Genomic DNA, 25,653 nt, shown 5'->3' on the forward strand with positions numbered 1-25,653 from the left:
TAACTAAAACAGGCAAAAAGAGGCTTTGTCCATCCGGTACAAATGCCTTTTTTATTTTTCCACATAACATTGTCCATGATAAATAGCTTTTTGATAAAAAGCCATTGCTTTGCTTTTACTAGCAAAAGAAAAGACACCGCCAAAGTGTCTTTTCTCCAATCATCTGTGCACGTACCGCAGACGATTTTATGGAAGATTCATGTACTGCCAATTAAAAGAGGGATGAAGTAATCTAATTGACGTGTCCACCATTTCCATCCTGTTCCTGCATCATAATCCCAATACTCCACAATCACTGGTATATCCTTTAAGCGTAAAACCTCTTCAAGCTCCCGCAAATTGCCTTCTGCTTCCGGCGCCATCGGATAACGCCCACTACATAATACCATATTGGTATTTTGATATGCTTTTACTTTTTCCCCATGCAAATTGCGTAGGATGACTTCCGGTGTGTTTTTCAAAATAAGTTCATCATAGTAATATGGAATATAATGCGATATCTTATAAATACCGCTTAGACAAAGCACTTTACGGATATATTCAGGAATTCGAAGATAAAGATTCATGGCATGCATCGCACCGATATCTATGCCGCATACCATGATCTGTTCCATGAAGGTAACAGATCTGATATAAGGAACGAGCTCCTGTTGAAGAAACTGCATCCAGCTTTCATATAACTGCATTTTCTCATGATTGCTTACTTCATTATCATCCCAAACATCATCACAAGTAGCGCAGATATAAAACCGGATCCTGCCACGTTCAAGCTGCTCCAACAGTTCACTCGACAGAGCATAATGAAGGAATTCGTTGACTCCTTCATGCAGAGGCATGAAAACAAGACAAGGTACGCCATTGCTGCCAATTGTCTTAACTGTCACATCGGCATGAAGCATGTTACTATGCAATACACACATCGTTGCTTCAGCTGTCTTCATAACCATCCCTCCTCTAACTATGCTCATATCTAGGTCAGTTATATTATACACCTTTACAAATCCATATGTAAACGATATCATCGCATTTTACCTAGAGATGTTAGCCTTTGGTGTTGATTTACACATAAACATCTTATCGAACGCTATTTACGAATGCTTCCTAATGCTCAGGATACCGTTTATTTAAAAAAGTTTGGTATGAAAGGTGACCATACCATCCTTTCCTGTTTTATTCACTATGTTTTAAGAGCTTGTCATAAAAAGAAACGCTTTTTTCATATGCCATCACTCGTATGTTATTCTCCTTATTATAAATGTCTATAGGATTTCAGCCTTACAATCATCGATTTTATCCCTGTTCATGTACATCCTTTCATAAAACTGCTAAAATAATGAAGGAAAGGATTCATGTAACTCGTCTTTAGCAAAGACAATAGCATGAAATTGGGTGAAGTATGTATAAAGATAATGGAATATCTGAATTAATTTATGAATATTTGCATACCTGTTTGTCATTCAATCGATATCCATATGGTACGCCATTTCCTTCCATTCATGAGATTGCCATGCGTTTCCATGTAGCAAAAGAAACGGTGCGGAAAATATATAAACGCTTAGCATGCGAAGGGTTTATTCGTATGGATGAGCGCAAACAGACAATATCCTGTTATCATAAAAAGGAGGACACTTCTTACACATTAGCATATTTTCACAATTGTCGTTATCTTTATGAAGATCTATTGCAAAGTACTTCCTTGCTTTTTTCCAATATCATGCAGGAAGCTGCCAAAGCTTTAACGAAGAAGGATCGACAAAAGATTTTAGCCATATTGGATGATGATCAGCAATATCACTTAGAAAACATTACCCATATTTGTCTTATTTATCTTGCCAAACTACACAATGAGCTGATTATCAGTTTCTTTTTGCAGCTCATTCATTTTTTGCGTTTTCCTTATCTGCTGCATCACGATATGATTAACGATTTAGATTTTCTATTTGCAGAAAAGACCAGTATCCTAATTTTAAAGGATAAATTAACCCATTATCCAAACAGTCCTTGGAAAGATACCTATATCAATATGCCTGCACGCTATATCCATTATTTCCAAGCATACCTTGATGCGCATCCTATACAACAACAAAAAAGCGCAACGATACCATTTCAATGGTCATTGCAACATCGCCATTCGCAGCAATGCTATTCCATTGCGACTGCCCTTTTGGTAAAACTGGATGATGCAGAGTATGTCGAAGGTACTTATCTGCCATCCCATCATGAGCTTGTGCAATCTTTACAAGTTTCAAACAGCACCATTCGACGTGCCTTAGATCTTTTGGATGGTATGGGTATTATCAAGACCAAGAAAGGAAAAGGCCGGTATGTATATACAGCCTGTAATGACTGTGATATTGCCTATGAGCGCTCCTCAGTTCAAAAGATGTTAAAACAATATCAGCAAAGTCTTAGTTTTCTGGAACTGATCGTTCCTGCTGTGATCACGCAATTGCCAATGCATGCAACTTTTGATTTTACCCATCTGAAGCAGCTTGTAGAGAAGCAAGAGGAATATCTGATGGGGTATGCTATTTTGCAGCAGCTTTTAAAGGTAAGTGAACTCGTTGTAGTAAAAGAATGTATACGCACCCTATATCAGATACAATTATGGGGAAAGCAGCTTTCCCATGTATTACAAATGCAGCAGCACGATAAGACGATTACACAATATGCATGCTCCTTTATGCAAGCAATAGAAAAGCAAGATTATACAACAGCAGCGCAGAGTGCATATGCCCTTTTTCATGCACAAACTACAGCTACAACTACTTGGCTGCATGCTCATCTTATAAAATAAGACACTTTTAAAAAAAATAGGATAAAATCCTATCAGAAAACCACATTCTTTGAAGAATAAAGTGTTATGAATATGATACAATAGGAATAACTGAGAAAGGAAAGGTATATTGTGAATAAGCGATGCTATTCCAGTATATGAGGTATCAAGAAATGGAAAAAGAACTAAGAACATTTTTTTCAGAATATAAGCGTATCAACGCTTCCTATACATTGGCTTTTTCTACCATGTATTTTGATATGGCCACCATCGCGCCAAGTGCTGGTATCCCCTATCGCAATGAGATGATGTCAATTCTGGCAGGGGAAGCTTTTGCCTATCAGATGAATCCTGAGCATCTAAAGAAATTAGAAACCTTAATGAAGATTACCAAGGATGAAAAATTAAAGAAAGAATTGGCCTTGTATTTCAAAGAGTTGGATATCAATCGCAACTTGCCAAAAGATGTGTATATCCGCTTCAAAAAGACTGTTGCGGACAGTGAAGAAGCATGGCAGATAGCAAAAGAACGTGATGACTATAAACACTTTAAGCAGCATCTGATCCAAGTCATCAAAGCACAGAAAGAAGTCATAAGCTATGTTGAAAAAGATTGCAGCGATTATGATTATTTATTAGATCGTTATCAGTCAGGTATGAATCGTGAAAAATATGATGCCTTCTTTGCCCGCATCAAAACAGAACTTTTACCACTCATTCAGCGCATTCAAAAAGAAGGACGCAAGATTGATGACAGTCTTTTATATCAAGATTTTGATCTTTGTGAACAGGTAGCTTTCATGCAAGAATTAAATGCGTATATGCAAGTAGATCCGACGAAATGCTACATGGGAACGACCGAGCATCCTTTTACGGATTTCTTTTCCGCAAACGAAGCACGTATTACAACTCATTATTATAAAGACAATGTCCTATCGGCTATTTTTTCAACCATTCATGAATATGGTCATGCCTTATACAGTCTGCAGGTTGATGAAACATTTACCGATACAGCCTTTAAAAATGATATCGGATTTGCTATGCATGAATCACAATCACGCTTAATGGAAAACCATATCGGACGTAACAAAGCCTTTTGGGAATACAACTATCCAAAGCTGCAAGCCCATTTCCCTAAGCAATTGCAACAGGTATCACTGGATCAATTCATGACCATGATCAATGCTTCAAAACCTTCCTTGATCCGTACGGAAGCAGATGAACTTACCTATCCGATTCATATCCTTATTCGCTATGAGCTTGAAAAAGAAATCTTTGATGGCAAGGTTGATTATGAACATTTAGATACCATGTGGAATGATAAATATGAAGAGTATCTCGGTATTCGTCCAACGCATGATAAAGATGGCATTTTGCAGGATATGCATTGGGGTGCTGCGGATTTGGGATATATTGCGACCTATGCATTGGGTAGTGCATATGCCGCCCAATTCTATCACGCCATGCAACAGGATATCGATGTTGAAGACGCCTTACGCAAAGGTGATTTCAAGATTATCAGTGATTGGCTAAAAGAACACGTGCATCGTTATGGAGCAAGCTTAACAGCTGATGAAATTCTGCTCAAAGCAAGTGGAGAACCTTTCAATCCAGAATATTATATAGACTATTTGAAAAATAAGTTTATGAAAGTTTATGGTCTATCGCATGTATAAAAAAGCGTAAAAACACGCTTGAGAATCTTTGAAGTAAATGGAGTCGACATCATGAAAACAATAGAAGAGGCAAAAAACATCTGCCGTACAATATGGCATCTTTATTTAGAACAGCGAGACTATAAAACATTAGCCACCTTTGTTGATCAGGAAATGACGCTGATTGGTACAGGGGCGCATGAAATCTGTCATACCAGTGCGGAGTGTTTTCAGAAGCTGTATCAGGAAGAAGAACAATGGGATGGTTCCTTTCTCATCACTCGCGAATGGTATCAAGGATATGCGTGTGATGCGCATACCTTCAATATCATAGGGGAACTGCATACAAAAGAAAATGGAAAAAATCGCATTATTTATGAGGTCACAACACGCTTTACCATGTTGCTTCATTATAAGAATGAGCAATGGAAAGTTTTGCATGTCCATCAATCCGTTGGTGATCATAATCAGATGGATAATGAATTTTTTCCTAAACACATTGTCGATCAAAGCAATCGGATGTTGAAAGAGCGCATTGCGCAAAAGACGAAAGAATTAGAAGAGCGAAATCAGCAGGTTCTTTATTACTCACAATATGATTATTTGACGGATATCTGGAATCGCCAATATTGTGAAAAACAGATTGAACAGACTATGGCGAAACATGCTTATGGCATCATGCTGATGATTGATGTTGATCATTTTAAATGGTTTAATGACAGCTATGGACATCCTTTCGGTGATAAGGTGTTGAAAACGCTGGCTTATTGCATGAAAACCGTGTTCTTCCAAGGGCTATGCGGACGAATTGGCGGAGATGAGTTTGTTGTCTATGGAACAAATTGTGAAGGTGATATCACTTGTGTAGAAGATAAGATTAATAGCTTTTTTACCTATTGGAAACAAGCACAAAAAGCACTTGATATTGCACAGACAATTACGTTAAGCGTTGGTGTTGCCTATTATCCGATACATGGTACAAACTTTGATAAGGTATGGCAACATGCGGATAAAGCCATGTATGAAGCTAAGAAACATAGCGATAACACCATCTGTTTTTATGACACAAAGCATTGATATTTGCATATCATCCTATATAGCAACGATAAGGTTTATTCAAGCTTTGCCGATATATCAAAAAAAGTCCATCAGGACTTTTTTCATTTTATTGGCGCACCCGACAGGTCTCGAACCTGCAACCGTCAGAATCGGAATCTGATACTCTATCCAATTGAGCTACGGGCACATATCAGCTTTCCTATTATAGCACAACAATGCATGCTGTGCCATAAGCAATTTAAAGCTTTTCCTCCATAATACGTATATTAAAAAGTAAACTCCACATAAAACGATTGAAATTATGCTTTCATAAACCATGTTTGCATACACACAACACTTATGGAAAGAACATCCTTTCGAGCATGTGTATTTCCAGAGTATAACTTAAGATCATCGCCTTCTGTGAAAACATACAATAAGGAAGTACAAAAATCATGCATCCTCTTCACTATCGTGTTTTGGATAAGATTGTGCAATGACATTCATACTTCCTTTTTTAAATTGTGATTGCTTACTCAATTGATTTCAAAGATTCGACCATTGGTATTTTTTTCAGCTTTCGATACATTACTAAATTAACCATGATAGCAAACAACATCGTGATTGCCACGGCATAGCCAAAGGATACCAAATAGATATTGCGGCCAAACATGACATTCTCAAGTTCTGCCAGGCTCATGATCAGTGCATGCAGACCTATACCGACAAAGATTCCCGCGATGGAACCGATAAAGGTCAATACGATATTTTCACGATAAACATAAGCGGATACTTCATTATCATAAAAACCTAAGACCTTAATGGTTGCAATCTCTCGCAGACGTTCAGAGATATTAACATTCGTCAGGTTATATAGGACAACAAAGGCAAGCAGTCCGGCGGAGATAATCAATACCACAACAACAAAAGATAAGGAAGAAATGGTATCTTCAAAGCTTGAAGCAATACCGGAATAGAAAGTGAGTGAACTGACGTTATCTTCTTTCATTAAAGTATTACCTAAAGCATTTTCCACTTCACTAGTTGTTGTCTTTAATTTCGCAAACACTGTCGTATCACTCGCTGAACGATGATAAATCTTTTTATAATAGGATGGTGTCATATACAAAGCATGACCTACATAGTTTTCGCAGATCCCACTGATTTTAACTTTACGTTTTACACCATCTCCATTATCAACAGCAAACGTATCGCCTATTGATAAATGCTTCATCTTGGCAAGCTTTTCCGTAATAATCGCCCCATCATCATGTAAGGTAAGCAGTTCATGGCTTTTTCGTGTCCGCAGCATGATATAATCACGGAACTGTTGGACATCCGATGGTACATAAAGATCAATGCCCTTATCCTCACCACTATCCGCATAAAAGCCATGGTAGACAGCCATCGACGATGCCTCTTTAACAGCATCTTGACTTTGGACCTTTTTTAATAACTTTTCTTTCTGAGACGCTGTTATATCACTATCAAATTCCATACTCATATCAAAAGCATAGATTTCCTGATATTGCTTTACGGCTATTTCCCCGATCGAGTCCTGAATGCCAAAACCGGCCAACAGTAAAGCCGTACAGCCACTGATTCCGATTACGGTCATAAAGAAACGTTTTTTATAACGGAAGATATTACGAGCTGTTACTTTATGAATAAAGTTAAAATGTTTCCATATGAATGGAATACGTTCCATAAGAATCTTCTTACCGTTTTTCGGAGCCTTTGGACGCATCAATTGGGAAGGAACTTCGATCAGCTCTTTGTAACAAGCCATAATGGCAGCTGCTACCGTAATCAAGGATGCTAACAGGATCGCTGTGGCTGCTAATGGAATCTGTGCCTGCAATTGCACTGATGGCATATTATACATAATACCCCAAGCATTGTAGATCACGGTAGGGAAAATAATCATGCCAATCACCGCACCAAAAATACCGCCGCATACACTGGCAATCGACGCATAAATAATATACTTCATCGCAATATGTGCTTTGGTATAACCAAGTGCTTTTAAAGTACCGATTTCCTGACGCTGTTCATCTACCATGCGCGTCATCGTCGTTAAGCAAACAAGTGCTGCTACCAAAAAGAAGAAAAGTGGGAATACCTTTGATATGGCGCCCATACGATCTGCAGCACTGCCATAGTCCATATAAGAGTAATGTGAATGGCGATCTAATACATAGGTTTTAGGTTCCTTTAAATCGTTGATATCCTGTTCACTTTGGTCAAGTTTTTCTTTTGCTTTCTTTAATTTATCAGCACCATCTTTTTTCTGTACATTTAACTCCCGCTGCCCATTTGCCAACTCTTTTTTTCCATGATTGATTGTCTGTTGCGCAGAAGCAAATTCACGTTCAGCTGTTTTTTTAGCTTCTGCTAACTGTATCTTACCTTGTTTTAATTGCTGTTCCCCCAAAGCTATCTGCTGTTTGCTCTGCGTCAGTTTTTTTTCACCTTGCGCAAGCTGTGTCTGAGCGCTTTGCTTTTGCGTTTGTAATGGCTGCAACGTCATCTGTAGTTTTTGCATTCCGGCAATGATTTCCTGCTGTTTTACAGACAAGATCTGTTTTTCATCTTCACTAAGATCAGGAGCAGCAAGCTGAGCATCCAAGGCGGCCTTTTGTTGTTTTAATTGTTGCAGCTGTGCTTGCAACTGTGCGATATTTTTATCCAATAAGGCAAGCTGTTGCTGTACCGTCTTTTTTTGTTTTGCGAATTCGGCTTTGCCCTTTTCATACTCCTGACGCGCTTGCTTCAGCTTATTTGCATTTGTGTTAAGCTCTGCTTCTTTTTCCTGAAAGGTGATGGCCGTTGTCTGTTTCTTATGATTTAATTCCTGCTGTCCATCCTGTAATGATGTTTGCGCATCCGCCAATTTTTGTTGCGCTTTGGCTATTTCATTATCATATTTTTGTTTTTGCTTTCGATATTCCTTACGTCCATCCGCAATCTTACGCAATGCTTTGTCGCGTATATCTTGAAAACGATCAGCTACCTTTGTTTCCACAAGTGACGTAACCTCTTTTTTTACCGGTTTCACAATATCAAAATATGCATCATCATAGGAATTCAGCTGTTTTACATTATCTAGTGTTAAATAGATTTCCGTGAAATATTCGCCTTTGAAATTTTCTTCCGGAATGAACGCATAATTATTAATTTCTCCACTGCCAATTGACGAACTGCCCTTTTCATAAGATAAATAATATGGTGTTTTTACCTTGCCGACAATTGTATAGGTTGTTCGTTTTAAACGATCACGTAAGGCATCCTCTGTTCCGCTTGCAAAGGTAATTTTATCACCGATATTCATACCGGATTGACGAATAGCATCCTTTTCAATTACGCATTCATCATTTTTCTTAGGTAAGCGTCCTTCGATGACTCTGGCTTGATTGATATAGTTTTTATTGTTCGCAGCACTGTCAAGGGGCATCGACATAAGCTTAAATACACGCATCTGATTATGGCGCATATTTACCACATCCATACTATAGCTGCCATAAACACCATTTACTCCGTTTACTTTGGTCAATGCCTGCACATCTTCTTTGCTCATGCCAATTGTTGACATAACTTTTATATCCATCAGATTATAGTCATCAAAATACTTATCTGCGCTCCCCTTCATATCAGGTACACTTGCTTTTACTCCAGCAAAAAACGCCACTCCGATTCCCACAATCATAAAAATGGAAATAAAGCGTCCCAGCGATTTTCGCATTTCACGAAAGGTATCTTTTAAAAGCGCTTTTTTCGTCATTAATACTCGATCCTTTCTACCGGCAGCGGATGTTCATTGATCGTCACACTTTCAATTTTTCCGTTGCGCACCTTGATAACTTTATCCCCCATGGCAGTTAATGCCAAGTTATGGGTGATAACAATGACACTGACCCCACGTTGGCGGCAGGTGTCCTGCAAAAGTTTTAATATCTGTTTCCCAGTATTATAATCCAAAGCTCCCGTAGGCTCATCGCATAACAAAAGTTTAGGATTTTTAGCAATAGCACGGGCAATGGCTACTCGCTGCTGTTCTCCTCCGGACAATTGCGCCGGGAAGTTTTGACTGCGTTCTTTTAAGCCTACCGCCTCAATCGTTTCATCAATATCTAAGGGTTCTTTGCAAATTTGTGTTGCCAATTCCACGTTTTCTTTTACCGTCAGATTTTGTACCAGATTGTAAAACTGAAATACAAAACCAATATCATAACGGCGATAGGTGGTCAGCTGTTTTGCATTATAGGCGCTGATTTCTTTGCCATCCACATAAATCGTTCCGCTGCTTACACTATCCATACCACCAAGGATGTTTAAAATCGTACTTTTTCCGGCACCGCTCGCCCCGGCTATGACGACAAATTCACCTTTCTCTATGGAAAAATCCACACCGCTTAATGCTTCAATCTGAACTTCACCCATCTGATATATTTTTTTTACATTTTGAAATTCAATATATGCGCTCATAAAGCCGCCTCCATCTTCTATCATGTTCTATTATACTAGAATTTTCGTTGAAAAGCAGGGCTTTTCCATGTTTTCAATAGTTTTTGCGCTTTTTCTCTTCTGTTTTAAAAAAGCTTACCAAAGCAATCTTATCCTACACACACTTTTCCCTTCCATTCCTCATAGAATAAGGAATACTAAAAGAGGAAAAACGGTATGAGCATACCGTTTTAAACATCTGATGTATTGTTTTCACAATTTTTCTTAAATTGTTGAAAAGGTTGGGGCTTTCCAAAATAATACCCTTGAATGTAATCAAGTCCCATCGTTTTTACCTTTTCATATTCTTCTTTTGTTTCTACCCCTTCCAACAGTACTTTTATATTCACATCATGACATAGGGTAACAATAAAGCGAATAAACGTCGCATCAAAATTGCTGGTGAGTACATCTTTCATAAACACTTTATCAATCTTAACAATATCGGCCGGTGCTTTTTTTAATACCCCAAGAGAAGAAAAGCCTGTTCCAAAATCGTCCATGGCAATGCGAATGCCTAAAGCGCGGATCTTATGAAATAATGTTTGCTGCATATCATCATTTTTTACCATATAGCTTTCGGTCATCTCCACAATGATATGCGAAGGATCGATCATTTCTTCTTTTAGTACCTGTTGCATGAAAGCAAGAAATTGCAAATCACTTAATTGTATATAAGATAAATTGATACTTACACAGAAAGTAGGGAGTATCGTCGTCATTTCTTTACAGTACTGCACTGCTTTTTGAAAGATCCATTTGCCTGCTTCATTGATCAAGCCGCTTTTTTCTAACAAGGGAATAAAAATTAATGGTGGCACATTGCCATAAATATCGCTCTTCCATCTGGCTAAAGCCTCAGCTCCAACGATTTGCTTGGTGTTTGCATCGACCTGTGGTTGAAAGTGCAATGCAAAACCGATAAAATCGTGTTCAATACTGTAACGCAATTGTTCTATCAGATCAAGCTCGCGCATTTCATGCAGCCGCATGCCTTTTTCATAAAATGTTAAACGATTCCGTCCATTGCGTTTACTGTGATCCAATGCGTAACGTAAATTCTTTGAGATATTCATGACATCTGCGGCATCATCTGGACAATTTAATGCAGCAGCCGAAATCGTAATATGATATTTACGATCATTTAATTCCTGCTGGGTACGGTAAATATGCTGAATATCCGCAAATACTTCTTCCATCTGTTTTTTGGAAGCAGCTTGAGCGAAAATCACATGGAATTCATCACCATCATGACGATACATCTTTGCCCCTTGCGGCAAGATGGATTGAATCTGCTGAGCTGTTTTTGCTAATACTTCATCGCCGAAACGATGATTGTGAAACTTGTTGATATTAGAAAAATTATCTAGATCCAACAGCATCACACTGAATGGACGAGTATTCTTTTTTGTCAGCATTTGCTCAATCGTATCTTCAAATTCATATTTATTAAACAGACCTGTTAAATGATCGATCTTATTCTTTTTACTAAGGTCGGTTATCATACCGGCAAATAAGATTGGATTTCCATCCATATCCCGCTCCACATGTCCCCGACATCTGAGCCATACCCACTCCCCACGGCAATTCTTAGCACGGTATTCCACATTATGACAATCACTGCGATTGTCTGCAATGGCCAGATTGGCTTCCAAAAAGGCTTGTTGATCCGCTTCATGAATGTGCTTGCCCCATTCCAAAGCCGCATCATGAATCACCTGCTGAGGAAGCCCAAACTCTTTTACCATTGCTTGCGAATATAAAAAAGTAGAGGGATCTTCTGCCATATTACATACATAAATATAATCATCGGTACTGGCTACTAAAGCATGCAACAGACATTTTGTATCATAAGAAAATTGTCTGGCATCTTCATCTTCAAGAAAATGATGTAAGATAGAATAACGTGCCTTATCTAAGTGATAACGGCGTTTCCATTGATACATCGCATCATCACATTCCATGATTACTTGTTTAGCCGTGATCTTTTGTGTCGGTTCTACAAGGGTAAGGCCATAACAAAAACTGATGTGAAATGCATCCTTATCGGTTTTACGGGCAAGATATTCCATTATCTTCTGTAAACGATCATGAATCTCTTGGCGCTGTTTTGCAGGATATATACAAAGAAATTCGTCTCCACTAAATCGTGCAGCATATTCTTCTTGCTGCAGATCTTGTTTTAAACATTGTGCAACCTGTTGGATAACAGCATCACCTGCATCATGACCATATTTCGTATTTATATCGGTTATATCATTAATATCGATCAGGGCAACACATAAAAGCTGGTTGCGCAGGATTGCTTTTTTCAATTCTTTTTCTAAACACACTTCCCCGGCATGCCGATTCAACAAAGTGCTTAAACGATCCATTTCTTCTGTAAAATGCAAAGATTTACTCTTTTCGTTTTGCATGTCCCAACCTCCTGATACCTCTTTCATTGTAACGCAAATCATAAAAAATAAATAGAGGAAAGTCGGTTTTTCTTAGGTTTCATATTCTCGTTATCAGATAAAAACTTGTTTCCGAACACAGCTATGTCGTATAATAAAGAAAAAGGAGCTAGCTTATGAATTTTAAATTAATCCATTGTAATATCAATATCACAAATATTGAAAAAAGTGTTGCTTTTTATGAAGAAGCCTTAGGACTGCATGTGGCAGCGATTAAAAAAGCAGAAGATGATTCTTTTCAATTAACTTATCTGGAAGATGATACTCACCAATTCCAATTGGAATTAACATGGTTAAAAGAACATCCACAACCTTATGATTTAGGAGAAAATGAAAGTCACATTGCTTTTTCTTGTGATCACTTCCAACAGGCATATGCAAAACATGCCGATATGGGATGTATATGTTATGAAAATAAAGCGATGGGCATTTATTTTATCGAAGATCCGGATGGCTATTGGTTGGAAATTGTTCCAGCCTAAAACTATTTAAAAACCACTAGGGTGGTTTTTTTGCTTACTTTTATATCTTTCTTAAAAGATAAGCTTAGCCCTTCTTTTAGGTATATGTAAAGAATGTTATAATAAAGATATAGCAATTATGAACAGGAGGTGTTAGGATGCTTGATTTTCGTATGCAGACATTTCTTACCGTATGTGAAGAAATGAATTATACAAAGGCCGCAGAGCGTTTGCACATTACGCAGCCGGCTGTGTCGCAGCATATTCATTATTTGGAACAACATTATGGATGTGCCTTATTTACGTTTACAGGAAAGAAATTAAATTTAACAAATGCCGGAAAATTACTTTTAAATGCCATGCAAACACAACAGCATGATGAAACACGATTAATGATAAAAATGAAACAACCAACAGAGGCTCCTTTAGCCATTGGAGCTACCTTAAGTGTTGCCGAAGGGTTATTGCAAGATGCCTTTGCCAGTTATTTAAAACAACATCCAAACCGCAGCATTACCTTAACGATTGATAACACCAAAACTTTATTAAAAAGTATTGATCAAGGAAAACTGGATGTCGCTTTTGTGGAAGGATATTATGCAAAAGATGCATATGATGCCATCTGCTATCGCAAAGAGCCGTTTCTTGCGGTCTGTGCCCCATCCTTTCCCCATTGGCAAAGCCTTACGACACTGGAAGATCTTCTAACTTGTCCATTATTATTACGTGAGGAAGGCAGCGGCTCCAGAGCAATCCTAGAACGCTATTTAGCAGAACAGAATATTGCCATACATGATTTCACTGCCTATACGGAAATTGGCAGTGTTCATCTGATTAAAGAACTTGCTGTGAAAGGCTGTGGCATTACGTTTCTTTATGAAAACACCGCTAAAAGAGAGATTGCCGAAGGCAGTCTGGTCATCCTTCCTTTAAAAGGCATGCCTTTGCATCATGACATTACATTTTTATGGCGTAAACATAGTCAGTTTGCGGATGATTATCGTCGTTTATTGGAAGAATTCCAAAAAGGTGAATGCTTATACACAAAGTAGCAAGTCGCTGCTATAAGCAAATTTCTTGTTTTTTATGATAACCGCGCTATAATATACCATAGTAATAATAAGAGAGGTTTTATGAAAAAACTAACGATTGAAAATTGGAAAGAATTACAACCCTATATCGCGCTAGCTGATTACCATGAATATAACTCAAACGCTATGACATTGCTGATGTGGTCTAATCGCTATGAGGCCTATTTTGAAACATATGAACACTTTGCTTTGGTATATACGAAAATGCCGCATCATGAGCCTGTATGGCTTATGCCATATTGTGCCTTGCCTTACCGTAAAGAAGCCTTAGAAATGCTTGCAAAGCGCAGTGAGCAATTGCATATCGCCTTTGAGGTCCATTCTATGACTAAAGAGTTTAAAGATTGGCTCATAAAGGAATATCCCCAAGCGTTTTTAATTTGGGATTGTTATAATGCACGCGATTATGTATATGATCGCATGCAGCAACAAACTTTATCCGGTAAGAAAATGCAGAAACGCCGTAATCACTTTCATGCTTTTGAAAAGCTTTATGAAGGAAGGTATTATTATAAACCTTTAACACGCGAAGATATTCCTCATGTTATGGCTTTTTTAAAGCGTTGGAAAGCAACCAAAAAGGAAGAAGAGTATGAAACAATCGACGCTGAAATCATCGGTATTGAGCTCTTGTTTCAATATTGGGAACAATTACCTGTAGAAGGTGGATGTATTTACATAGATAATCAATTAGAAGCCTTTTCGATAACCTCAAGATTGGCTGAAGATATGGTACAAATTCATGTGGAAAAAGCAAATCGCGCATATCGTGGTTTATATATTGCTATTTTGAAATGCTATTTAGAAACCCTTCCGGATACCATCCGTTACCTAAACAGAGAAGATGATATGGGACTTCCGGAGCTGCGTAAAGCCAAGAGTGACATGCAGCCCATATATAAGATTCAAAAGTTTGGCAGTTGTCATCAAGCCTTAAAGATTCATCAAGCAGATGCCCATTGGAAAGATGCCGTTATGCAGTTATGGGAAACAAGCTTTGCAGATGAAACAAAAGCATCTAGCCAATATTATTTTACGCATTTTTATCATGAAGAAGATACTTGGCTGTTAACAAGTCAACAGGAACTGATCTCTATGTTGCAGTTACGTCCGATGGATATTTCCTTACACGGAAAAAAAGAACGTGTCTATTTCGTTGTCGGTGTCGCTACGCAAAAAGCATATGAAGGCTGTGGCTATATGAAACAATTGCTGCATAGTGTCTTACAAAAAGAGCCCTATGCATCGGCAAACTTCATTTTGTTACAGGCATATGAATGGGAAATTTACAAATCAAGCGGCTTTGTGGAAACTTATATGTGTAAACGTTGGAAATTGGATAAGCAGGCATATTTACAAGATGAAGAAAAAGGTAAACTGACTACACAGTTTACAATATCGGCGCTTGTGGACATCTATCAGACATACACAAAAGACAAAGAGGGCTATCGCATTCGTGATAAGGATTACTTTATTCAACAATTTCTTCCTTATGCTGACTTGTGGCAACAGACATTGTATGTCTATGAAGAAGATCAACAACCATGCGGTTATCTGTTAATCGAAGAGCATGAGCAGGATGTCGAAGTTATAGAATGTGCATATACAACACCGAAAGTGTTTACCAATATGCTATCTCATTTAGCCCAGACAACAAATAAAGTTTATCTGCGTACCTCTGTTGAAGAAGATGTGATTGGCAAAGGAAAATTAATGACTGTCATGATGGTAAAGCAGTTGCACAAGCCATCCTTACCGCTAGAGCATCTATATATAAATGAAACCATCTGATAATATCCTATGCGATACGATCAAACCTAAACAAATGTATAGATGTCGCATTCTCAATAAGCATCAGATTTTCCATATAAATAACTATGCCCGCTGTAAACAGCGGGCCTTTTTAGGATATTTACCTTTTTAATAGGTTGTTGATATAGTCGATAGAAAATTGATATTTTTCATGTGTTTCTTCTACACTGTGTCCTTGCTTGATATAGTTTAAAATCAGATAATCCATCGATTCTCCTACTTCAATCATATGATCATCATAATCAAAAAAACGAATCATTCGCTGACCCCAACTACTTACTTGTATTGGCTGATAAATCTTTACATCATATGCTTTCATCTTTTCTATAAAACCATCTAAATCCTCAGTTTCAAAGTATAACTCATGATCATAACGACCCGCTTTGATATCAACAGGTGCAACATCTAAAAACGATGCCCAGCATGTCTTCTCTTGTAATGCAAAGCCTAAATACACAATATTTTCACCAAAGTCCTCTAGCATTGTCTGTCCCAATAATTCCTCATACAATCTGCGTGATCGCTGAATATCTTTCACACAGATTAGTCCTCCTTCAAATTTTACCATTTGTAACACTCCTCTCTCTTGTAATCAGTATAAACGATTCACAAGACATAGAATTGTAAAAAAAGGACAGCTTGTGCCCTTTCATCTGCCCCCTGTCAAGGCGACAGGTTTAAAATTTATAAGGTTCTTGATAATAACTTGTCATCTTCTCCACATAAGCTTTCGGTGTACAGCCACACACTCGAATAAAATCATGAATAAAATGCGACTGGTCATAATATCCACACAGCTGTGCCACCTGAATCAGCGAATGCGCATTTTGTAAGAGATGGATTGCCAGATTCATGCGCTGTACTCTTTGATAGTGTTTCATGCTGCAGCCAATCTGTTCCAGAAAAATACGCTGTACATGCCGTTCACTGTACCCAATCGCATTTCCAACTTCCTTTAAAGACACTTGTGGGTGCATCTGTTTTCGCAACATCGTCACTATATGGCTGTCCTTACGTTCACCACTTAACAATATGCTATCAATCTTAGCTAAAAACATTTCCAAGGTCGTACTTTGCATATAAGCCTCAATCATCTGCTCTTGCAACTCTGGCAAAATCTTTGACAATGGAATCTTCTCATCTAGCAGTTCCTGTAACCCTCGCTGAAATAGCTGATAAGCACCACCTTGATGAAATTCAATAAAAAAACTGAAATATGCATCGTCTGGCTCTGCCTGTACCTCGACTAGTTTTGTTGTAGGACCCCAATACTGAGCATCTATTGTATTCTTTTTCACCTTGAATACGATGCATCCGCTGATATCCGGAACTAAGAGCAAGGTTTCTTGGCCGGTATAAGCACTTTCCTGCAAAATAGTATAATGTGCCACTGCTTTTTTAAGGAAAGGATGCGGTTGCACATAGAGATGAGAAGACGTCTTATGCAGAAAACGCTTTGGTTCAATGATCATCTGCATAGGGCATTCCTCTCCTTCCATATCTTTTCTAAAGCCATATCGTTTCTTTTTCACATCAAGCATAATGATTAAAAACATTTCTTAAGGGTTCTAATAATCGGTTTACTTGATAACATCTTAAGAACCTCTTCACCTAACGGATAATCATTTCTCTCTAATTATGAAGGAAAGCTTCATCTAATGGATGACAGCTTTCCTTGAAAATAGTTTAAGGTAAATTTTACAAGTGGATAACCCTTGAAACGATATCTTATTTTTTAATATATTGAATAGCGATACAGTCTAAGCCGGTATGGGCACTGATCACAGCACAAATCGTATTGACATGTACCTTTACCAAAGGACATTCCTTTTGGAATATATCAGCTATTTCAGTAGCTTTATCCAAACAGTCTGAATGGATGACATAAATATCCCCTTCGCTGTTCTTCATGATATCACAAATCGCCTGCACAGCTACATGTTGCGCTTTTTTCTCGGTTCTTACTTTCTCATAAACATCAATCTTGCCCTTTGTCTCAGGTCCAATTGTTAAGATCGGTTTAATTTTCAACAAACTGGCTGCAGCTGCCGCAAGTGGTGTTAAACGTCCCCCACGTTTTAAATGTTGAATATCGTTGGGTAAGATCAAAGTGCCACTTTCTTTTACCTTATCTCCCACATATGCCTTGATAGCTTCTGGCTCCATATTCTGCTTGCTGCATGCTAATGCTAATAAAGCATCATGACACTGTAAATCACAAGTTGTGTAGTTTTCAATAATGGTCATAGGTATGGCAAGATCTTCTGCACACATACGCATCGTATTATACGTACCGCTTAACCCTGAGGATAAAGGGACTGCGATAATATGGGTATAGCCATTTTGCTTAATTTCCTGTAGTACATCTTCAATTTCAGAAGTTAATGGCATGCTTGTTTTAGGTGTATGCTGTAACCTTAAGCGCTCATAGAGTTCCTGTGTTGTCATATCCACACCATCCCGGAAAGAATCCGTGCCGTCTATGACCTCTAAAGGCACTACATATAACCCTAACGCTTTTCCACTTTCCTTTGTTAAAGCACTGCCACTGTCGGTTAATACTGCAATCTTCATCGCGTCCACCTTCTTTTCTAACAGCTTAGCTGTTTTGTTTTTTATTTTGATCTTTCTTACCTCTATGCGCAAGAAAGATTCTTATTTTTCATAGCCATAGGCAAAACGGTCTTTTACCGGTTCTTGCTGAGCCTGTTCTTTTTGGATTGCATAAGTATCAAATACACGTTGTGATGATTCATAAATACCACTGCGTTTATAGATACCACAAGGACTTCCATTCTCCAACAGCCAATATTCCTCTTCATCTTCCATGGTGACAAGCCATAAAGAAAGTTCTTCCCCTTCTTCTTCCACCGTTTCCATAAGCGTGATATCTTTCGCTGTTGCAGGAAGTAAGACATCTTCTGCATAGCCCATCAATCGTTCACGATTTACTGCGTTATTTAACATCGAAAACCCTTCTTTCTTCTTGTCTATTATACTCCTTTCCCATGATAATGAAAAGTGACAGCATCATTGCAGATAACCACAATCTAGCAATATGTCTTTGCTGATGGTTTATGATGAATAAGATGCTTGTTCTATTTTTTCTTATCGACATTTTTTAAATATGACAGACATCTGTCATATTCATCTGTTACAATAGAATAGAACGGAGGGATCCTATGCACTTACAACGCCTCTTTGAAATCGTATATCTCTTATTATACCGTAAGAAAGTGACAGCCAAAGAGTTGGCAGAACGTTTTGAAGTATCAACACGCACCATTTATCGTGATATTGATACCTTAAGCGCTGCCGGTATTCCCATTTATACCAATAAAGGAAAAGATGGCGGTATCTTTTTAATGGAACACTTCATCTTAAATCGTGCTTTATTAAGCGAAGAAGAACAACAGCTCATCCTATCTGCCCTCAAAGGTGTCCAAACCATTACCGATGATACGAATGATACCTTAGAACGCATGCGCACCTTATTCCATCAACAGGAAACAGATTGGATTGCCATGGATTTATCCGATTGGTCCAATCGCTCTCGCAAGCTCTTTGAAACCATACGAGATGCTATTCAGATACGCCATGCCATTTCCTTCACCTATTGTGGGAGCAATGGCATCCAAACCAAACGTCATGCCTATCCTCTCCAACTTTGGTTTAAAGAACATACCTGGTATTTAAAAGCCTATTGTACCACACGAGCGGATTATCGCTTATTCAAGCTCTCGCGTATGCAAGAGGTGTTCATGGAAAAAGAAACTTTCTTACCCATGCAGTGTCCAAATGCAGAAGATAAGACACTTCCAATAGCTACAACAGATATCACCTTGTGGGTGGATAGCTGTATGGCCTATCGCCTGTATGATGAATACGCTTATGAGCAGATAGAGAAACTGGAAGATGGGAATTTCCTTGTGCATATCAGCTTCCCTGAGGATGAATGGGTTTATGGCATGTTACTGTCGTATGGGCCTTATGCCAAGGTACTTTCTCCTTCAACAGTAAAAGAGAAAGTTAAACAACGGTTACAAGCCATGCAGAAACGATATGAAGAAGATGTAGAAACAATCGCTTTGCATACACAAGAAACAAAAGAAAAGTCCTCTATTGATGCAGATGGCATTGCTTTTAAAAAGAGAAAGGAAAAATAATATGAACGCCTATGATGTAAAGAAAGAAATGAAAGATGCCTATGGTGTAAAAACCAAGCCAATGCGCATCACACTTCCTAAAGCAAGCTATCTCAAAATAGCAGGGACAGGAAATCCAAATGAAAAGGATGGTGCTTATGCAAAAGCGGTGCGTCTATTATATGGATTACAATATACAATTAAGATGAGCATGAAAAAGCAATGGGAGATTCCCGGTTATTCTCCCTTTGTAGTAGCTCCTTTAGAAGGCTTATGGTGGTTGGAAAATGAGCAAACCTTGGAAACTGCTCACAAAGATCAGCTGCATTGGTATTCCATCATGCGATTACCTGCTTTTGTGACAGCGGAAGTCTTAAAAGAAGCTTGCTTACGCTATGAACAAAAACATCCCGATGCAGATACTTCAGAAGTAAGTCTATGGGAATGGGAAGAAGGCGATTGTGTGCAAATACTACACATCGGATCCTATGATGATGAGCCACAATCCATCGCCAAATTGCATGCCTATGCGCAAGCAGAAGGATATCAAGTGGCAGTGAATGAGTCATACATGCGGTTTCATCATGAAATTTATCTCAGCAATCCTCATCGGACAAAGGAAGAAAAACGTAAAACAATATTGCGTTTGCCAATTAGCAAAAAGGAGGAAGAATGATGGAGTACATACAGCTTACGATGGATAATTTAGCTACTGAACATATTTGTTGTGCCATTACCGAGAAAAAAGGGGAGCATCGTGCAGCTGATAAGAAAGCATGGCTTAAAGAACGGTTAGAGGAAGGACTGGTCTTTTTAAAAGCAAATGTTCGAGGTAAGGTCTTTATAGAATATATCGATGCAGAAAAGGCTTGGGTGCCAATACAAGCACACAACTGTTTGTTTATCAATTGCTTATGGGTCGCAGGACAATACAAAGGAAAAGGCTATGCACATGAATTGCTTACCTATTGTATTGAAGACGCAAAAGCTCGTGGTAAACAAGGCATATGTGTAATCTCTGCAAAAAAGAAACAGCCCTATTTAGCAGATCGTCATTATCTTGAGCATTATGGATTTCAGCTCGTTGATGAAATCTTCCCATATCAACTTTACTATCTTCCCATCAAAGATACCCCGCAAGAAAGTGATGCGATCATACCAAAGTTTCTGGAGCATGCCAGAACATTACAATGTGAAGAAGATGGCTTTGTCTTATATTATAGCTGTCAATGTCCACATGCTGCATGTTATGGGGAAAAAGCAGCGCAGCTTGCTCAAGAAGCTAATTGGGAGGTACATGTGCATCACCTCAAGACAACAGAAGAAGCTCAACAGCTTCCTTGTCCTACAACAACTTATGCTCTATTTTTGAATCATCGCTTTATTACGCATGAAATCCAATCAGAAAAGAAATTAAAGGAGCTGCTTTCCCAATATGAAAAGTGAATATGTACATCAGGATGATATCTTTCTGGTTGGAAAACGTATCCTTCTCACTACTTCTCTTCAAGAGAATCATTTGCTCATCAAAAATTTCTGGAAACAATTCAATGCAAAATTAAAAAGTGTGCATATGCCCTTAACACAACCTTGGATAAAATACGGTATTATGCTTCGTGAAGACACTAAATTATATTATTTCTGCGGTGTTCCCTCACTCAACTGTTATCCTCTGGATTTTGAGCTGTTCCACATTCCCAGAGGTGCTTTCTTACATTTTACGCATCATGGAGGTATGGATCAATTGCCGGAAACCATTACGACGATATGGAAGCAGGAACTGCCGGCATCCCCTTATCAAGCTCTATCTTCAACTATCTGTTATTATGAAGTATATGAGGAAGGTTTTATGTTTCAATCTTCCACATCCACCATTCAGCTGTATATCCCCATACAGGAAGAAGTAACCCCCTTTGCCTATCTTCCTGCTAAGACACTTTTAGCATCACAACCCAGAAATAGCAATGCCAACACATGGTTTGGTATGGACTTTAATATGAACTTATATAAGGGTTGCTGTCATGGCTGTGTATATTGTGATTCACGCAGTAAATGCTATCAGGTTGCTGATTTTGATATTGTCAAAGGCAAACAAAATGCTTTGGCAATTTTGGAAATGGAACTGCGAAAAAAGCGAAAGAAAGGAACGATTGGCATTGGCGCTATGTCGGATACCTACAATCCTTTTGAAAAAACACAATGTCTTACGAAAGGAGCCTTAGCATTAATCGAACGTTATGGCTATGGGGTCGGTATTGATACGAAAAGCACCTTGATTCTACGTGACATTGACATATTAAAACGTATCGCTAAACAATATCCAAGCATTTTTAAAATCACGATTACCTGTGCGCAAGATTCCTTATCGAAACAAATAGAACCCTTTGCCCCGGTATCTTCTAAACGCTTTGAAACTGTAAAAGCATTACGCGAAGCCGGCTTATTTACCGGTATCCTCTTAATGCCTATCCTGCCTTTTATTAATGATACCGAAGAAAATATTCTCACCATTGTTCAAAAAGCACATGAAGCTCATGCCAATTTTATATTTGTATATGGCGGCTTCGGTTTATCTTTACGTGACAATCAACGGGATTATTATTATCACTGGCTAGATCAGCATTATCCCGGATTACGTTTTACGTATGAAGAACATTATCATAAATGCTATTCCTGTAATTCTCCAAACTCTCGACATTTGTATAAACTATTTGTGAAAGAGTGTCGCAAATATGGCATCTTATATCGTATGAGTGATATTATACGTGCTTATAAATCAGCGATTCCAAATGAACAACTACAACTAACATTATAAAGGAATGTCATATACCTATTTTTGAGGTAAAAGACATTCCTTTCTTTTACTTAGATACATAAAAAATAACTATGTACCTCCTAATGTACTACTAAGGTACTCCTAACTTCTTTGAATTCATGTACTTTTAAATGCAAAAAATGATTACTTTGCATTCATTTTTTCTGATAGATACATTTACCATCTTTCCATGTTTCTAACACTTGTATCGTATCTAGCTTCGTCTTATCTACCAGATAAGGATTTTTATCCAGAAGAATAAAATCTGCTTGTTTTCCTTCTTTAAAGCTTCCCTTTTTATCTTCTTCAAAATATTGATGTGCCACATGAATCGTCAAGCCACGCAAGGCATCTTCCACAGATAAAGCTTCTGTATTTCCTATCTGTTGTCCACTCTTTGTTTTTCTATTCACTGCACACCATAATGTTTTAAACATATTTGGTGGAATGACCGGACTGTCATTATGGAAGGTATAGGGCAACTGCAATTCCTTGGCTGTATGTGCCGGTGAAATCTTATCCGCTCTTTGTTTCCCAAAATTTTCAATATGAATATCGCCCCAATACCAGGTGTGCGCAACAAAGAAAGATGGAATCATATCTAATGCCGGCATTCTTTCCAGTTCTTCCTTACGAACCAGTTGGGCATGAATCATGACCGGACGATGCGTCGTTGCCTCAGGATGTTGTTTCATGACCTTTTCAAATTGTGTAATGAATTGTCTTGCGGCAGCATCGCCATTGCAATGTATGAGCAATTGACGTTTATTTATAATACTTTTTTCAATACGCTGATACATCTGCGCATCTGTCATCGCCGGATACCCACGATCTTCACTTCCACGATATGGTTCCAACATCCATGCCGTCTTACCTTGTGGTGAGCCATCAGCAAACGTCTTGTAACCACCTAATCTCAAATGATTCTGGTACCGCTCATACGTCGGGTATTGGGTAAACAAATCTTTTTCTTCACTTACATCTGCATAAGCAACTACATCGAGATATAGGGTATTTGACTTAGCGGAAGCCAATAATAACTGAAATAAAGATGATTGCGTAAATCCTTCTTGCACTGTGGTAATCCCGTTGCTGGCATAAATTGCCTGTGCTTCTTTCATCAGCTCTAACATTGTTTCCATGGATGGCATAGGTACTTGATTTTGAAAAGATACAAATGCCTTTTCTTCCATATAACCATTCATACTGCCATCAGCTTCTCTGCCATATCTTCCTCCCTCTGGATCTTTCATTGCATTATGTAATCCACATGCCTGCAAGGCAGCGCTATTGGCAACTCCCATATGTGAAGATGCATGAGAAATGTAAATTGGTTGCTCCATACTGATTTCATCAAGCACATGTCGGTCAGGATGTCTTTTTTCTTTCATGAAATTATGATCATAATTCGCACCAATCAGCCAGTCCTGCTTTCCCAATTTTCTATCTTTCGCAAACTCCTTCATTTTTATAATGATGTCATCAAATGATGTTGCATCACTTAAATCACAAAGGCGAAGTGCATTGGCTACTCCTGTAAAATGAGAATGTGCATCAAGAAAGGCCGGCAGCATTGTTTTCCCACACAAATCATGAATTTCTGCCTCTGGAAAACGTTTTATTAAATCAGAACGATTTCCTAATCCCACAATACGCTCATCTTCAAAGCAAATTGCTTCTACTTGTTTTTGCATATCTTCCATTGTCAAGATAGTTCCATTTACATAGATATGTTTCATCTTATCCCTACTTTCTACCTTTATTATAGCTTACAATCATGTGAGAAATACGGTTTATCAAAAGATAGGCATCTTAAGACATATGACTGCTTTATGTATGAGAATATTTATGATGCTGTTTTATGCCATCGTAAAATACCAATATGCTTCTTTAGCTATGTAAATCCAATATTCTGTTTTCATAGCTAGCTTTAGACAGCTTTGAAAAGCACTCTTTTCTTGAAATCTATAAATTTCTCTTCGCATCTTTTTTTACATTCTACTTTGATGCAATCAAACTCTTATCATAAGAAAAAACCGTCTAAACAGACGGTTCATCACGTAATAAACGATTAATATGTATGATTAGAAAAGACATTTCCTCATCAGTGATAAGTTTCTGATATTGATCATAGAGAAAACTTTTTACCTTATTCGCCACTTCTACTTCTTTTTGATAACGATTTTTTGATGTTAAATAGAAACTATCGCCATTATCCTCTAACATCTTATCCGTGAAAAATCGTTCAACAAAGAAACGGATATGTGTAATAAAGCGTAAATAATGTATACTATCTTTATGAAACTCTTTATTCAATGAATAACGAACAAGATTTACGATTTCTCCTATTAATTTCGCATAACGAGCACTGTCATATTCCGGGTTATTGGAGGATTGCGCATTTACCAAATGAAACGCAATATTCACTGCTTCATCATCCGGAAGTTGAATATGTAATGCTTTATTAACCAGTTTTAAACAATGAACACCGGCAGCATATTCTTCGGGATAAAAATTTTGTATTTCCCAAATTAGACGATTGGTTGTTACCATGTTTTGTTTCAAACGTTCTATCGCAAAGTTCAAATGATCTGCTAAAACAAAATACAAATTATCATTAAACTCTGTATGTAAATCTGCTTTAGCCAAAGAAATAACCTGATGGGTCACTTCCAATACTTCAGGAGAAATGGCATCTAAAAGATCCATAATCTGTTTTGATTTATCACTCACAACAGGTATATAAAATTGATAGGTAGAGTCATTCACATCGATATTCTCGCCAGATTTTTTACCATAACCTATCCCTTTTCCTAATATGATAAAATCGGATTTTTGTTCGTCCTCGACCAAAACAACACTGGAATTTAAAACTTTTTTGATCTTAGCCATTCTCTTTCC

The 25,653-nt window shown here is 38.0% G+C and carries 20 protein-coding genes and 1 tRNA gene; 10 read left to right on the plus strand and 11 right to left on the minus strand.

What is annotated here, in order from left to right:
• Positions 1–197 precede the first annotated feature (197 nt).
• Positions 198–941, minus strand: a complete 744-nt coding sequence (locus ACESSZ_RS10080; RefSeq protein ID WP_008979787.1) for an alpha/beta hydrolase-fold protein — start codon at positions 939–941, stop codon at positions 198–200.
• Positions 942–1,396: 455 nt separating this feature from the next.
• On the opposite strand from ACESSZ_RS10080, the gene ACESSZ_RS10085 reads away from it, so the two are divergent.
• The 3 genes from ACESSZ_RS10085 to ACESSZ_RS10095 all read left to right on the plus strand — a co-directional run bounded on the left by ACESSZ_RS10085 (position 1,397) and on the right by ACESSZ_RS10095 (position 5,508).
• The gene (locus ACESSZ_RS10085) at positions 1,397–2,797 is read left to right on the plus strand and encodes a GntR family transcriptional regulator (protein ID WP_119983491.1); all 1,401 of its coding nucleotides are present in this window, start codon (positions 1,397–1,399) and stop codon (positions 2,795–2,797) included.
• Between the two features lie 152 nt (positions 2,798–2,949).
• Entirely contained in the window at positions 2,950–4,452 is a 1,503-nt protein-coding gene (locus ACESSZ_RS10090; protein ID WP_119983492.1) for a carboxypeptidase M32, read from the plus strand.
• Between the two features lie 51 nt (positions 4,453–4,503).
• Positions 4,504–5,508, plus strand: coding sequence for a GGDEF domain-containing protein (locus tag ACESSZ_RS10095; RefSeq protein ID WP_119983493.1), 1,005 nt, complete (start codon positions 4,504–4,506; stop codon positions 5,506–5,508).
• A 92-nt stretch (positions 5,509–5,600) separates the two neighbouring features.
• Here ACESSZ_RS10095 and ACESSZ_RS10100 read toward each other — a convergent pair.
• From ACESSZ_RS10100 to ACESSZ_RS10115, 4 genes are all read right to left on the minus strand, one after another.
• Positions 5,601–5,677, minus strand: a tRNA-Arg gene (locus ACESSZ_RS10100).
• Positions 5,678–6,001: 324 nt separating this feature from the next.
• Positions 6,002–9,250: an FtsX-like permease family protein gene (locus ACESSZ_RS10105; protein WP_331866740.1), complete on the minus strand. Its 3,249-nt coding sequence runs from the start codon at positions 9,248–9,250 to the stop codon at positions 6,002–6,004.
• Positions 9,250–9,954: an ABC transporter ATP-binding protein gene (locus ACESSZ_RS10110; RefSeq protein WP_008690660.1), complete on the minus strand. Its 705-nt coding sequence runs from the start codon at positions 9,952–9,954 to the stop codon at positions 9,250–9,252. Before ACESSZ_RS10110 ends, ACESSZ_RS10105 begins: the two co-directional genes overlap by 1 nt.
• A 209-nt stretch (positions 9,955–10,163) precedes the next feature.
• On the minus strand, positions 10,164–12,389 hold the full coding sequence (locus ACESSZ_RS10115; protein WP_120136665.1) for a bifunctional diguanylate cyclase/phosphodiesterase: 2,226 nt from the start codon (positions 12,387–12,389) through the stop codon (positions 10,164–10,166).
• 155 nt (positions 12,390–12,544) lie between these two features.
• Between ACESSZ_RS10115 and ACESSZ_RS10120 the strand changes: the two genes are divergently transcribed.
• The 3 genes from ACESSZ_RS10120 (at position 12,545) to ACESSZ_RS10130 (ending at position 15,771) form a co-directional block, all read left to right on the plus strand.
• Positions 12,545–12,910, plus strand: coding sequence for a VOC family protein (locus ACESSZ_RS10120; RefSeq protein WP_008690656.1), 366 nt, complete (start codon positions 12,545–12,547; stop codon positions 12,908–12,910).
• A 137-nt stretch (positions 12,911–13,047) separates the two neighbouring features.
• Positions 13,048–13,941, plus strand: coding sequence for a LysR family transcriptional regulator (locus ACESSZ_RS10125; RefSeq protein ID WP_008690654.1), 894 nt, complete (start codon positions 13,048–13,050; stop codon positions 13,939–13,941).
• A gap of 81 nt (positions 13,942–14,022) precedes the next feature.
• Entirely contained in the window at positions 14,023–15,771 is a 1,749-nt protein-coding gene (locus ACESSZ_RS10130; protein WP_270757382.1) for a GNAT family N-acetyltransferase, read from the plus strand.
• A 121-nt stretch (positions 15,772–15,892) separates the two neighbouring features.
• Here ACESSZ_RS10130 and ACESSZ_RS10135 read toward each other — a convergent pair whose 3' ends face one another.
• The 4 genes from ACESSZ_RS10135 to ACESSZ_RS10150 form a co-directional block, all read right to left on the minus strand.
• A complete protein-coding gene (locus tag ACESSZ_RS10135; RefSeq protein WP_020990896.1) occupies positions 15,893–16,360 on the minus strand; it encodes a VOC family protein in 468 nt (155 codons plus the stop codon).
• 109 nt (positions 16,361–16,469) lie between these two features.
• On the minus strand, positions 16,470–17,270 hold the full coding sequence (locus ACESSZ_RS10140) for a helix-turn-helix transcriptional regulator (RefSeq protein WP_008978245.1): 801 nt from the start codon (positions 17,268–17,270) through the stop codon (positions 16,470–16,472).
• A gap of 250 nt (positions 17,271–17,520) precedes the next feature.
• The gene (locus tag ACESSZ_RS10145) at positions 17,521–18,366 is read right to left on the minus strand and encodes a DegV family protein (RefSeq protein WP_119983496.1); all 846 of its coding nucleotides are present in this window, start codon (positions 18,364–18,366) and stop codon (positions 17,521–17,523) included.
• Between the two features lie 81 nt (positions 18,367–18,447).
• A complete protein-coding gene (locus tag ACESSZ_RS10150; protein WP_008690649.1) occupies positions 18,448–18,759 on the minus strand; it encodes a hypothetical protein in 312 nt (103 codons plus the stop codon).
• A 215-nt stretch (positions 18,760–18,974) separates the two neighbouring features.
• Here ACESSZ_RS10150 and ACESSZ_RS10155 point away from each other — a divergent pair, with 215 nt between their 5' ends.
• The 4 genes from ACESSZ_RS10155 to ACESSZ_RS10170 are packed head-to-tail and all read left to right on the plus strand — an operon-like array spanning position 18,975 to position 22,752.
• A complete protein-coding gene (locus ACESSZ_RS10155; protein WP_119983497.1) occupies positions 18,975–19,958 on the plus strand; it encodes a helix-turn-helix transcriptional regulator in 984 nt (327 codons plus the stop codon).
• Between the two features lies 1 nt (position 19,959).
• Positions 19,960–20,613, plus strand: coding sequence for a GyrI-like domain-containing protein (locus ACESSZ_RS10160; protein ID WP_119983498.1), 654 nt, complete (start codon positions 19,960–19,962; stop codon positions 20,611–20,613).
• Positions 20,613–21,383, plus strand: coding sequence for a GNAT family N-acetyltransferase (locus ACESSZ_RS10165; protein WP_119983499.1), 771 nt, complete (start codon positions 20,613–20,615; stop codon positions 21,381–21,383). Before ACESSZ_RS10160 ends, ACESSZ_RS10165 begins: the two co-directional genes overlap by 1 nt.
• Positions 21,373–22,752 carry an effector binding domain-containing protein gene (locus tag ACESSZ_RS10170; RefSeq protein ID WP_120136666.1) on the plus strand — a complete coding sequence of 460 codons (1,380 nt, stop codon included), beginning with the start codon at positions 21,373–21,375 and terminating at the stop codon, positions 22,750–22,752. Before ACESSZ_RS10165 ends, ACESSZ_RS10170 begins: the two co-directional genes overlap by 11 nt.
• A gap of 155 nt (positions 22,753–22,907) precedes the next feature.
• On the opposite strand, the gene ACESSZ_RS10175 is transcribed toward ACESSZ_RS10170, so the two are convergent.
• Together ACESSZ_RS10175 and ACESSZ_RS10180 are read right to left on the minus strand one after the other, a co-directional pair.
• Positions 22,908–24,491, minus strand: a complete 1,584-nt coding sequence (locus ACESSZ_RS10175; RefSeq protein ID WP_119983501.1) for an amidohydrolase — start codon at positions 24,489–24,491, stop codon at positions 22,908–22,910.
• A 301-nt stretch (positions 24,492–24,792) separates the two neighbouring features.
• On the minus strand, positions 24,793–25,644 hold the full coding sequence (locus ACESSZ_RS10180; protein WP_119983502.1) for a PRD domain-containing protein: 852 nt from the start codon (positions 25,642–25,644) through the stop codon (positions 24,793–24,795).
• Positions 25,645–25,653: the final 9 nt, after the last annotated feature.

This window comes from Eubacterium sp. 3_1_31 (assembly GCF_964249515.1).
GTDB lineage: Bacteria > Bacillota_I > Bacilli_A > Erysipelotrichales > Erysipelotrichaceae > Longicatena > Longicatena caecimuris.

Coding starts and splice junctions, on each gene's coding strand:
- ACESSZ_RS10080 (WP_008979787.1), bottom strand. CDS start 941: ATGAAGACAGCTGAAGCAACGATGTGTGTATTGCATAGTAACATGCTT.
- ACESSZ_RS10085 (WP_119983491.1), top strand. CDS start 1,397: ATGTATAAAGATAATGGAATATCTGAATTAATTTATGAATATTTGCAT.
- ACESSZ_RS10090 (WP_119983492.1), top strand. CDS start 2,950: ATGGAAAAAGAACTAAGAACATTTTTTTCAGAATATAAGCGTATCAAC.
- ACESSZ_RS10095 (WP_119983493.1), top strand. CDS start 4,504: ATGAAAACAATAGAAGAGGCAAAAAACATCTGCCGTACAATATGGCAT.
- ACESSZ_RS10105 (WP_331866740.1), bottom strand. CDS start 9,250: ATGACGAAAAAAGCGCTTTTAAAAGATACCTTTCGTGAAATGCGAAAA.
- ACESSZ_RS10110 (WP_008690660.1), bottom strand. CDS start 9,954: ATGAGCGCATATATTGAATTTCAAAATGTAAAAAAAATATATCAGATG.
- ACESSZ_RS10115 (WP_120136665.1), bottom strand. CDS start 12,389: ATGCAAAACGAAAAGAGTAAATCTTTGCATTTTACAGAAGAAATGGAT.
- ACESSZ_RS10120 (WP_008690656.1), top strand. CDS start 12,545: ATGAATTTTAAATTAATCCATTGTAATATCAATATCACAAATATTGAA.
- ACESSZ_RS10125 (WP_008690654.1), top strand. CDS start 13,048: ATGCTTGATTTTCGTATGCAGACATTTCTTACCGTATGTGAAGAAATG.
- ACESSZ_RS10130 (WP_270757382.1), top strand. CDS start 14,023: ATGAAAAAACTAACGATTGAAAATTGGAAAGAATTACAACCCTATATC.
- ACESSZ_RS10135 (WP_020990896.1), bottom strand. CDS start 16,360: ATGGTAAAATTTGAAGGAGGACTAATCTGTGTGAAAGATATTCAGCGA.
- ACESSZ_RS10140 (WP_008978245.1), bottom strand. CDS start 17,270: ATGCAGATGATCATTGAACCAAAGCGTTTTCTGCATAAGACGTCTTCT.
- ACESSZ_RS10145 (WP_119983496.1), bottom strand. CDS start 18,366: ATGAAGATTGCAGTATTAACCGACAGTGGCAGTGCTTTAACAAAGGAA.
- ACESSZ_RS10150 (WP_008690649.1), bottom strand. CDS start 18,759: ATGTTAAATAACGCAGTAAATCGTGAACGATTGATGGGCTATGCAGAA.
- ACESSZ_RS10155 (WP_119983497.1), top strand. CDS start 18,975: ATGCACTTACAACGCCTCTTTGAAATCGTATATCTCTTATTATACCGT.
- ACESSZ_RS10160 (WP_119983498.1), top strand. CDS start 19,960: ATGAACGCCTATGATGTAAAGAAAGAAATGAAAGATGCCTATGGTGTA.
- ACESSZ_RS10165 (WP_119983499.1), top strand. CDS start 20,613: ATGGAGTACATACAGCTTACGATGGATAATTTAGCTACTGAACATATT.
- ACESSZ_RS10170 (WP_120136666.1), top strand. CDS start 21,373: ATGAAAAGTGAATATGTACATCAGGATGATATCTTTCTGGTTGGAAAA.
- ACESSZ_RS10175 (WP_119983501.1), bottom strand. CDS start 24,491: ATGAAACATATCTATGTAAATGGAACTATCTTGACAATGGAAGATATG.
- ACESSZ_RS10180 (WP_119983502.1), bottom strand. CDS start 25,644: ATGGCTAAGATCAAAAAAGTTTTAAATTCCAGTGTTGTTTTGGTCGAG.